Raw genomic sequence first — 10,281 nt, 5'->3', positions numbered from 1 at the left:
CCGTCCGCCGCTAACTTTTGGGAGCAAGCTCCCAAAAGTTCGCTCGACTTGCATGTATTAGGCACGCCGCCAGCGTTCGTCCTGAGCCAGGATCAAACTCTCCAAAAAAGAGTAAGATTAGCTCTTAATTTTAAAAATAGAATTAACGTTGACGTATGGTTTGTTTAGTTTTCAAAGAACAATTTTTCCCAATATCGCCCAGAAGCGACCTTTTAAATATATCATAATCGCACTTTTTCGTCAATTACTTTTTTGATATATTTTCTTATTTGTATTCCATCCTCTCTTTGAGGACAAGAAATAATATATCACGATAACAATAAGTTTGCAATATATTTTTTCTTTTCATGAGAGCATTATTTAGGAATTTTTTTATTCCTTACTTTTTTAATCTTGTCCTTACTGCTGAACCGATTGCAATAACAAATCCACCGATAGTATCAGCAATCAAGTCAACCATAGTATCTTTATTTCCTCCTCCTTGAAGGGTCATATCAAATAATTGATCAGAACTAAATTCATAGACCTCCCAAACAACTCCGCCAAATACAGCGAACGAAAAAATAAATAAAAAGATAAACCAAGACGATATTTCCCTTCCCGCATCCCTATGAACTAAACGTTCGTAGAGCGCGATCCCTGCAAATGCAAGAATTGCTCCACTAATTAAATGAAGAAAGGTATCCCACCATCCTAAACCATACCAGCCGCGAATAGATCCTAAATATTGTGAACCAAACAGAAAGACAAAATAAAAAATAATAAGGGGAAGATTAAATTGTAATTTTGTAAAAAATGCTAAAAGGAAAGGGATAGCTCCACAAACAATTCCACCTATCGCTACCAGTGATTTAAAATCTTCATCATCAGTTTTATATACAAATGCCAATATAGCCATAAATAGGACATAAACTAAACTGAGGGCAATGGTTATCTTTCGACTCATATTATCCTCCATCTTTTTAAGTGGAATATATAAACCTTATTCCACGCATCTATTTTCTTTCCCTGAGATTTACTTTTATACAGTCCGCTTTTTAGCGGTAGCATATATAGAAACAATCAATCCACCAGCAATACATGAGAGTAAATCATACATCGTGTCCTTATTCCCACCCCTTTGCATAGTATGAGTAAATAGTAAATCCCCTACAAACTCATAAATCTCCCAAAGTACACTGGAGGAAACAGAGAGAGATAGAATAAATAAAAAAATCATCCAACGTGATACATCATCTCGTACCCTTTCTGGAACACATATTTTATACAATGTAATCCCAATAAATCCTACATATAATCCTTTATAAAAATGTAAAGTAGAGTCCCACCATTTATAATGCAAATAAAAGCTTCCAATGGATCCTAAAAATGCGGTGCATAGAATAGTGAGATAATAACCGATTATTAATGGAATATTAAAAGGAATTTGTTTTAATAACAATAGTAAAAGCGGTAAAGCACTTACCGCAAATCCACCTAAGGCAACCTGCCACCTTGAAGAATCACCTTTCATGAGGTATACAATAAATAAAACGATACTAATAAGCATAAAAATTGCACTTAAAATTATGATAACTTTCCGTTTCATTTCATCACCTCTTGTATGCACTTCTTTTTATTATGACCCTTTTTTTCAATTCTATTTAGTAAAATAAAAAACCTGCCTTCCCCATTTATTTTAAACAAAAAATGAATGGGAAAAGCAGGTTTCTTTAATTTTCACAGTACATATTTGTATCTGCGAATAAAATCTTTATTATTTATATACATCAAACACCAGAATAAGCCATAAAGCCGCCGTCAACAGGTACGGTTATACCAGTAACAAATCCACTTTGTGTATTCCACTAACCAGAGTAGCGTCCCTAATAAATCTTCTGGCTTACCAAAACGTCTCATTGGTGTATGGAAGAGAATTTTCTCAGAGCGTTCTGTCAGTGATCCGTCTTCATTTGTTAAAAGAGCTCTGGTGCAAGAGCATTAACTCGAATATTGGAATCCGCCATATGGACAGCCATCCATTGTGTAAAGTTACTAATTGCTGCTTTTGCAGCACTATAAGCAGGTACCTTTGTCATTGGGCTTGGTGTACTCATAGAAGACATATTAATAATGCATCCACCTGTTCCAACCATACCTTTGGAAAAAACTTGTGTTTGAATAAAGGTACCAACAAAGTCTAAATCAAATACAAATTTAAAAACTTCTGGGGTCATATCAAAGAATGTAACCAAATCTTTATTTTCGATCTTCTACTTTTAATGTTTGATTTGTTGTAATCGCTTTCGGATTATTTCCTCCATCATCAGCTTTTTTACCTGTCTTTATTCTTTAAAATATTGCGGATACTTCAATTTCAGATCTGTTGAATCATCCCAAACTCTTGTTAAATGCCTATGCATAATATCCTGAGCCCGTTCACTATCTTTATCAACGACTGCCTGATAAATCAGCATATGATCTTTAATGATATTCTCCCAGGAATAGTCACTAACCAACCGCAAGACACGAACACGCTTAAAATGTAAATTCATTGCTTGAATATTATCCCAGACTCGTTCCTTTTTACACCCCTTGAAAAATATATAGTGAAATTCCTCATCAAGGTTAAAGAGCTCCTTAGAATCTTTTTCCCTCACATATATTTCTTGTTTCTTGAGATTTGTTTCAAGATTGATCAACTCAGCATTTGGGAAAGATTCACAGGCTAACTTCATAACAGCCAGCTCCAGCTGCTCTCTCATGAACTGTGCTTCCTCAACTAAGGAGTAATCAATTAATGAAACAAATGAACCTTTTTGAGGAAATATTTCTAGTAATCCTTCTTTCTCTAAGCGTAAAAATGCTTCGCGAACGGGGGTGCGACTTACATGAAAAACCTCTGCTACTTCTTTTTCTGATAAACTCTTACCAGGCTCCAATGTCATCTGTAGTATATCCTCTAAGAGGCTTTCGTATATGTAGTCCCTTGTAGACAGGGTTCCTTTGGTCATTCCTCTAACCATAATAGATTTGATTCCCCCTTTCAATAAATATTATACCGAAATTACTAATCCATTACTACGATTTGCCTATATATAATAGACTTTAACATAATCCTTTATATTTCTTATAGTGGTAATAGGCAAAAAAGAAAGTCCTTTTTTTCTACGAAATATTTCAGTAAGAGCCGGGGGATTCTCTTGACTACATAAAACTAGAATTCTTTACATAACTATTTTCCAGCCTATTTTGAAATAATAAATACAAAAAAACATCCGACCTCTTTAAAGAAATCGGATGTTTCAAACTAATATTAGTCATAAAGGGGGTTATTTACTTAACTGATCTACCGTTATAATAGCATTTGCCACATCATCAGCTGTTATTTCTGGTGATAAATTTCCCATCGTTTCTCCTTCTTTAGTTGAAGCCGCTCCTATTTTGACTAAATCTTCATAAGAAGCATTTTCTAAATGTAAATCTTTTAAAGTAGTAGGAAGTCCTAGCTCACGATAGAAGTTTATATATTTCAAAATTTCCTCATGAGGATGCAATTCTAATACCAATTGAACAAGCGTTCCATAAGCAACCTTCTCCCCGTGAGTTAAATGATGAATATCGCCATCAAGGACAGTAAATCCATTATGAATCGCATGAGCGGCAGCTAATCCACCACTTTCAAAGCCAATACCGGATAGCAGTGTATTGGCCTCAACAACGGCCTCTACATGTCTTGTGACCATTCCTTTTTGCACCGCTTTATAAGCAGGAATTCCATATTGCAATAAAGTTTGCTCACATGCCTCTGCAATCGCTTTGGCTGCAATGCTTACTTTTCCACCAGCCATAGCAGAGCTATTACTGTCAATCGTAGCCCTCGCTTCCACCCAAGTTGCCATGGCATCAGCGATTCCTGATGCAAATAATCTTGCAGGCGCCTTGGCAACAACAGCTGTATCTACTAAAACTAAATCAGGATTTTTGTTATAGAATTTATAAGCTTCGAACACGCCTTCGTCCGTATATATTACAGATAACGCACTTGTTGGCGCATCTGTAGAGGCTGCACTCGGCACAATCACAACCTTCACGTCTAATGTATCTGCAGTGGCTTTCGCTGTATCTAGCGTTTTCCCTCCGCCAATCCCTATCACAATATCGGCAGAATGAGCCTTTCCAATTTCAGCAATTCGGTTTACTTCATTCATAGAAGCTTCTCCATGAAATGGGACATATTGATATTCTAGATTTTCTGTGGCTAAGCTATTAGTAATAGTATCTCCAGTAATCCCCCATACGATCTCATCGGAAATAAGGAGTGGTTTTTGACCAAGTTCTTTTATGTATACACCAATACTCTTTAAAGCGCCTTTGCCTTGAATGTACCTACTTGGTGAACGAAAAACAATCGTTGACATATGAATCTCTCCTTTTGCTTAAAGTATGTAGTTAACACAAATAAATTATAGCAATTGAGAGGACAGAAAATTTCATTTTGTGTAAAACTTCACAAAAATTTACTAAATATTAGAAATTCCTTCGTATTTCAAGTCTATTATTTTAATTTCACTTTCTAAAACTGTTATCCACATGAAATCCACATAATCATCCACAATTAAAATACCTATTTTATCATTATAAACAAAGTTATCAACAGCTTGTGGATAATTTTAACCACATCACACACAATACTATGTCAATCTCGTTTCACTGCTTTTAAAAATGTTATCCAAATCATAAGCATCTATAATTAGAAATCTCTATCCAAAAGTAGATCAACTCGAATTTGTCATAGGAATCCCCTTTCTAGCATAAAGCTATAGTATTCTATTAACTCTTAAGTGGGTGATATTCCTTGCTTCAATCTATCGCGTTATATCTTTCTCTTGTGATGGCTATCTATTTGTTTATATATGCTTATATTGAAGGAATTAAGATGGCCAATTCAGAAGAAAAAATATATGGAGGAACCTTTATTTTTAGTGTCGTTGGAGCATTTGTTTTTTCTGGCTTGACAACCATCCTCTATCCCTATTAAAAAATGGAGAATCCTTCACAGCGAGGATTCTCCATTTTATTCTTCTTTTAGAACAGCTGAAAGAGCAACATCCATAAATTTTCCTTTTTTATATAATCGTTGCCTTAATATTCCTTCGAACTGAAAGCCATTCTTTTCTAATACTTTTTTTGAAGCAAGGTTTAATGGATGATAGAATGCTTCTACACGGTTTAAGCCCATGGTAAAAAAAGCGTACTCCAATACTTTCGCGATCACTTCAGTCATCATTCCCTTTCCCCAATAATCCGGATGCAGCTCATAGCCGATTTCTGCTTTAAAATGCTCTCTTTCAATCTCGTGAAGACCGCATGTCCCAATAATATCACGAGAATTCTTCCATTGTATTCCCCAGCGAATTTGCTCTCCCAAAGTATATTCGTAGGAAAGGCGTTTTATTAAATCAATAGCCTGCTGTTCCGTAGTAAACGGCTCTAAATCATAATATTTCGTTACTTCCTCAATGGAAAAATAGCGATAAAGAGAATATGCATCTCTCCTGTCCAACTGTCTTAGGATCATTCGCTTCGTTTCAAGAATTGGAAAGGTTTCAAAAGGAACTTCGATATCCACTTTTTAATCACCTCAATCTTCTCTAGCTGTAATTTAAGGACCTTCCACAAAGAAAATCGATCCCTGATTTGAAGATTTTCCAAAAAATCCCGATCCATAATTCCTTTATATGCATACTGCCAGCTTTTGACATGAACCTCGGCAATTCCCCATGCATCCTTTTCCGCAGCTTGACGAATCCTCAACATCATCACTTCATTTCCGTTGATATTTTGTTTTTTTGCTTGATTAACACTTTTCTTTCATCTAAGATAAAAAACATAATTCCGAAAACAACAATGATTCCCCCAATTAGTTGCGACCATGTTACGCTTTCATCCAATAGAAAATAGGCCATAATCGTTGCGCCGACTGGTTCAAAAAGGATGGCCATTGAAATGGTCGATGTACTAATCCATTTAAGTGACCAGTTAAATAAAGTATGGCCCATTAAAGTAGGAATTAAGGCTAAAAGGATAAAATAGATCCAATCAGTCTTAACAACTGGAAAAAAAGACTCTTGATCTATTAATACATAAAAAAATAACACAATAGCACTAAAGGTATAGACAACAAAAGTATATGTTATTAATGATAATCTTTGGCGAACAGATTGACCAAACATTAGATAAGCGGTAACAAGTGCACAGGCAACTAATGATAAAAAATCCCCAAAAAGAGCCATTCCACTTATCCGAAAATCACCCCAGCTGATAATCACACTTCCGATAATCGCGATCACACAACTTATGACAGCTTTACCAGAAAATCTTTCTTTAAAAAATAGAAAGGTCCCAATAAAGGCAAATAACGGTTGAAGAGTGACAAGCACAGTTGAACTAGCCACAGAGGTATAGTTTAATGATTCAAACCATAGGATAAAATGAAACGCCAAAAAGAGGCCTGAGACGATAGAAAATATCCAATCTCGCTTCGTGATTAACTTTAACTCGGCTGCATTCTTAAATAAAAAAAGAGGCAACATGAACAGCACCGAGAAAAATAAACGGTAAAAAGCGATTACACCAGACGGAGAAGAGGATACTTTAACCAAGATTGCCGAAGCAGATACAGATAAAACACCAATTGCCAATACAACATAAGGATTTACTTTAGGACTTTCCACACGATCACTCCTGCTCTCCGAATTCTTACACATATACCATATTTTACTATACAAAATTGCCATAAACTATCAAAACTTGGAGGTATTGTCATTGCTTTTACTCTATAACATTACAACTATCTTTAAAGGAGGTCTACTAAGTCAACTAGATCTTGAAATTCTGGTTAAATTAGGAATCTCTACTGTGCTCGGATTAATTATTGGTCTTGAACGGGAAATTAAACGAAAGCCAGTTGGTCTTAAAACCAGTTTAGTCATTTCCATCGTCAGCTGTCTACTCACGATCGTCTCCATTGAATCAGCTTATACCTTTCCAAAAAACGATGCTGTAAATATTACCATGGATCCCCTCCGTCTTGCTGCGCAAATTGTATCGGGAATTGGTTTCTTAGGAGCCGGTGTCATCCTTCGTCGTGGGAACGACAGCATTTCCGGTTTAACAACAGCCGCGTTAATTTGGGGAGCTGCTGGAATCGGAATTGCCGTGGGTGCTGGTTTTTACATTGAAGCCATCGCTGGTGTAACCCTACTCATCATCAGCGTCGAACTCATTCCCATCTTAGTCTCACTCATAGGACCAAAGCAACTGCGTCAAAAAGAAATTAGGCTTCACGTTATTGTACACGAGAAAAAGAAAATTGATGACTTAATTAAAGCGGTAAATGAACAAAAAATGGCCATCAAAAATATTCGCATTAAAGACTTAGAAACTGGCGATCATTTAGTCAAATTAAGAATCACCGTCAATTTCAAAAGAAAGACGACCGATGTGTATTACAGTATTTCAGAAATTGAGGGTGTGACTTCAGTAGAGGTCGAAAGCCTGCAATAATTAACAGAGGCACCTTCTTGTAATATGGAAGGTGCCTTTAAACTATTTTAACGATTCATTTGACAGGGCAAACTCTCTTTTAACGCCTTTTTGACAGTACATAATAAAGAAAACTGAAAATAGGAGAAGGGTTCCCATGATAAGCAATGGAATCGTTGTTCCTGTTTTGGAGATCATAGCTGTGAAAATACTAATGAACGTTAAGCGTAAGGCAATTTCAACGATTGAATAAAAACTATTGACTCGCCCGACGATACTGGTTGGAATATTTTCCATCATAATCGTCCTTCGAGTAATCTTTACTCCTGCACTTCCAAAACCAATCATCACGTTCATCACTAAGAACACAGAAGCCAAAGGTAGGATTGGTAAGCAGAACATTGAAATGGTGATAATGGTCGCATTCAAGATAATGAATCTTTCTTTTCCTAAACGTTTTGTTAATACAACGATAACGAGACCTGCCAAAACGGAGCCACACGAAAAGATTACTTCATAAAGGCCAAATACAACAGGACCTGCATGTAATGTCTTCCTCACATATACTGGAAAGACATAATTAATTAACATGACAATGGAAAAAGGAATGTAGGTAGCTAAATAAAAAATACTTAAGCTTGGTTGCTGTCTTAAATATTTCCATCCCGCTTTAAAATCCTCAATAGCACTGACTTTTTTTGTGAAATTTATAGACTGTGATTTTTGATACTTGATTAAGAGATAGAATACAAATGCAGCTAAATAGGTTCCTGCATTAACAAGAAGAATATTGACTAATCCCCAGCGGGCAATCAATATCCCTGCCAAACCTCCTGCAATCACATTGGCCACCTGATTTTGTATTTCCAATACACTATTTAGTGTTTGATAAGTATCTTTTGCAAATAGCTCCTGTGTCATCCCAAGCATGGTTTGAAAATGAAAGGTAAAATAGAGCGATCCCACCATATATAAAATCATCAGATGGTAAGATTGATACTCCCCTAAAAAGAGGCCCCAAAGAGCAAAAGCAAATACAAGCAAAAACCCTAGCAAATTGTAAATTAACTCGAGCTTCTTTCGTGAATAGCGATCAATGATGATTCCAAGATAGGGGGATAGTATAAAAAGCAGACCCGTCGTAATAAATGTGATAATCCCAAGACTTCGTTCCCCATTCACTTGATTCAACAAATGCCAAGGGATGCCAATCATCGCAATCCCTGAGCCAATATTGGCTAATGTGTTGGCACTGATAATATATAAGAAATTTCTATCCTTCTTTAAGTTCATATCCTTTCCGCCCTTCTGCCACACTTGAACTTATTTCTTTTCATCTCCTTCAGGAAATGCTGCAACATAGATTTGGTATTTCTTTTTTCCTTGATGATTTTCATGTTGAAAGGAGGACTTCAACTCATTTAATTTGATCTTGAATTCTTGAAACTCCACTTCAGTTAACGACAGAGTATCAAAGATTTGAATGAGTTCTCCTGGGTTAAAAGCCTTCGCATTTATTTTTCTTAAATTGATTTTTGCCTTCTCCAACAGTAATAAGGCATTCTCGATAAGAGAATTATTGATGGAGGAAGTATCACCATTAATCACAGGGTACATTTTTTCAAGAGAAATAATTTTTGCAATCGGGCGGAAAAATTTTTGCACAATTCCATTCTTTATTTCCGTTCTTTCTATCTCAATCAGCCCAACTTTCTCAAGCTCGGTTAAATGATAACGCATCTTAGATGGCGACAACTCTAAAAGGTCCGCTAACATTTTCCCCGTTTTAGCGGATTCATCCAGTTCCCAAATAATCCTCACTCGGAAGGGATCACTTAAAACCTTGAGTTGCTCTAAACTTTCAATATAATAAATGTCTTTCATTCTTATCGCACCTTATAAATAAATTTGAACGTATTAAAATTTTAATACGTTCAAATTTATTTATCAACCCCTATTCAAAAATAGAGCCAATAACTTTATCCTAAATCATCATTTTTTTCTTGCTTATAGAACAAGATGTGGATATAATTTTTGATGTAGTCTTTATATTCGGGGCATTAGCTCAGCTGGGATCACTCAGTAGTTAGTATCACTACCAATTTTATCTAGGGTATACGGGGGCTTAGCTCAGATGGGAGAGCGCTTGCATGGCATGCAAGAGGTCGTCGGTTCGATCCCGATAGTCTCCATCATTTATTTTGATTGAAGCGATTACGGTCGCTTCTTTTTTTGTATATAATTAAAAATGCCTTTGCTAATTTATGCAAAGGCATTTTATTATTCTGGAAAATGGGTCACGGTGAATCAACTTTCAAACTTGTCTGGACTTCTGAAAAGATAAAGTGTGTAACAGTTGAAGCATATGGATTTACAGTGTCAATGAACTCTTCTGCTTTAGAAAAATTTTCAAATTGCATTTTAAGCATATAGCAAGCATTACCCGCTATTCGATAACAAAAATCAACATTGGGAAGACTTTCTATATAATTCTTAAATCGTTTATAGTCCCCATTTTTTACTGTTGCCTCTATTATACATTGAATAGGTAGTCCTAATTTTTCGTAGTTAATTTCTAAAGTATATTTTTTTATTAATCCAAATGACTCCATTTGTCTTACTCGTTCAGTTACGGATGGAGAGGATAAATTAATTCTTCTTCCGAGTTCGCTCATTGATAAACGACTATTGTTAGATAATTCAACTATTATTTTTTTATCAATATCGTCTATTTTCATTTTTAAAGAAATACCT

Annotated in this window: 11 protein-coding genes, 1 tRNA gene, 1 rRNA gene and 1 pseudogene; 3 read left to right on the top strand and 11 right to left on the bottom strand. The window is 35.6% G+C overall.

All coding sequences use genetic code 11. The features are described 5' to 3' along the window. From ACE38V_RS15365 to ACE38V_RS15340, 6 genes and pseudogenes are all read right to left on the bottom strand, one after another. A 16S ribosomal RNA gene (locus ACE38V_RS15365) occupies positions 1 to 108 on the bottom strand; the annotation flags it as partial. Between the two features lie 271 nt (positions 109 to 379). Next, positions 380 to 946, bottom strand: a complete 567-nt coding sequence (locus ACE38V_RS15360) for a DUF2238 domain-containing protein (RefSeq protein ID WP_375842510.1) — start codon at positions 944 to 946, stop codon at positions 380 to 382. Positions 947 to 1,021: 75 nt separating this feature from the next. Beyond that, the gene (locus ACE38V_RS15355; RefSeq protein WP_375842508.1) at positions 1,022 to 1,588 is read right to left on the bottom strand and encodes a DUF2238 domain-containing protein; all 567 of its coding nucleotides are present in this window, start codon (positions 1,586 to 1,588) and stop codon (positions 1,022 to 1,024) included. A 181-nt stretch (positions 1,589 to 1,769) separates the two neighbouring features. Continuing rightward, positions 1,770 to 2,301 (bottom strand): annotated as a pseudogene (locus ACE38V_RS15350) (SDR family oxidoreductase); the annotation flags it as partial. Between the two features lie 23 nt (positions 2,302 to 2,324). Beyond that, complete coding sequence (locus ACE38V_RS15345) at positions 2,325 to 2,993, bottom strand: GntR family transcriptional regulator (RefSeq protein WP_375842528.1); 669 nt, start codon at positions 2,991 to 2,993, stop codon at positions 2,325 to 2,327. 318 nt (positions 2,994 to 3,311) lie between these two features. Then, the gene (locus ACE38V_RS15340; RefSeq protein WP_375842507.1) at positions 3,312 to 4,400 is read right to left on the bottom strand and encodes a glycerol dehydrogenase; all 1,089 of its coding nucleotides are present in this window, start codon (positions 4,398 to 4,400) and stop codon (positions 3,312 to 3,314) included. 437 nt (positions 4,401 to 4,837) lie between these two features. Here ACE38V_RS15340 and ACE38V_RS15335 point away from each other — a divergent pair, with 437 nt between their 5' ends. Next, complete coding sequence (locus ACE38V_RS15335) at positions 4,838 to 5,020, top strand: hypothetical protein (RefSeq protein ID WP_375842506.1); 183 nt, start codon at positions 4,838 to 4,840, stop codon at positions 5,018 to 5,020. A gap of 36 nt (positions 5,021 to 5,056) precedes the next feature. Here ACE38V_RS15335 and ACE38V_RS15330 read toward each other — a convergent pair whose 3' ends face one another. Together ACE38V_RS15330 and ACE38V_RS15325 are read right to left on the bottom strand one after the other, a co-directional pair. Continuing rightward, complete coding sequence (locus tag ACE38V_RS15330; protein WP_375842504.1) at positions 5,057 to 5,611, bottom strand: GNAT family N-acetyltransferase; 555 nt, start codon at positions 5,609 to 5,611, stop codon at positions 5,057 to 5,059. 190 nt (positions 5,612 to 5,801) lie between these two features. Beyond that, on the bottom strand, positions 5,802 to 6,716 hold the full coding sequence (locus ACE38V_RS15325; RefSeq protein WP_375842502.1) for a DMT family transporter: 915 nt from the start codon (positions 6,714 to 6,716) through the stop codon (positions 5,802 to 5,804). A 91-nt stretch (positions 6,717 to 6,807) separates the two neighbouring features. Between ACE38V_RS15325 and ACE38V_RS15320 the strand changes: the two genes are divergently transcribed. Continuing rightward, on the top strand, positions 6,808 to 7,548 hold the full coding sequence (locus ACE38V_RS15320) for an MgtC/SapB family protein (protein ID WP_375842500.1): 741 nt from the start codon (positions 6,808 to 6,810) through the stop codon (positions 7,546 to 7,548). 42 nt (positions 7,549 to 7,590) lie between these two features. Here ACE38V_RS15320 and ACE38V_RS15315 read toward each other — a convergent pair whose 3' ends face one another. After that, a complete protein-coding gene (locus ACE38V_RS15315; protein ID WP_375842498.1) occupies positions 7,591 to 8,820 on the bottom strand; it encodes an MFS transporter in 1,230 nt (409 codons plus the stop codon). Positions 8,821 to 8,850: 30 nt separating this feature from the next. Further along, positions 8,851 to 9,411, bottom strand: a complete 561-nt coding sequence (locus tag ACE38V_RS15310) for an ArsR/SmtB family transcription factor (RefSeq protein ID WP_375842496.1) — start codon at positions 9,409 to 9,411, stop codon at positions 8,851 to 8,853. A 235-nt stretch (positions 9,412 to 9,646) separates the two neighbouring features. On the opposite strand from ACE38V_RS15310, the gene ACE38V_RS15305 reads away from it, so the two are divergent. Beyond that, positions 9,647 to 9,719, top strand: a tRNA-Ala gene (locus ACE38V_RS15305). 105 nt (positions 9,720 to 9,824) lie between these two features. Here the strand turns inward: ACE38V_RS15305 and ACE38V_RS15300 are convergent. Continuing rightward, positions 9,825 to 10,265 carry an Lrp/AsnC family transcriptional regulator gene (locus ACE38V_RS15300; protein WP_375842495.1) on the bottom strand — a complete coding sequence of 147 codons (441 nt, stop codon included), beginning with the start codon at positions 10,263 to 10,265 and terminating at the stop codon, positions 9,825 to 9,827. Positions 10,266 to 10,281: the final 16 nt, after the last annotated feature.

The organism is Cytobacillus sp. Hz8 (assembly GCF_042263505.1).
In the GTDB taxonomy this organism is placed as follows: domain Bacteria; phylum Bacillota; class Bacilli; order Bacillales; family Cytobacillaceae; genus Bacillus_BE.
Note: the sequence above shows the minus strand (reverse complement) of the source record. Positions and strands in the feature narration are given on the sequence as shown.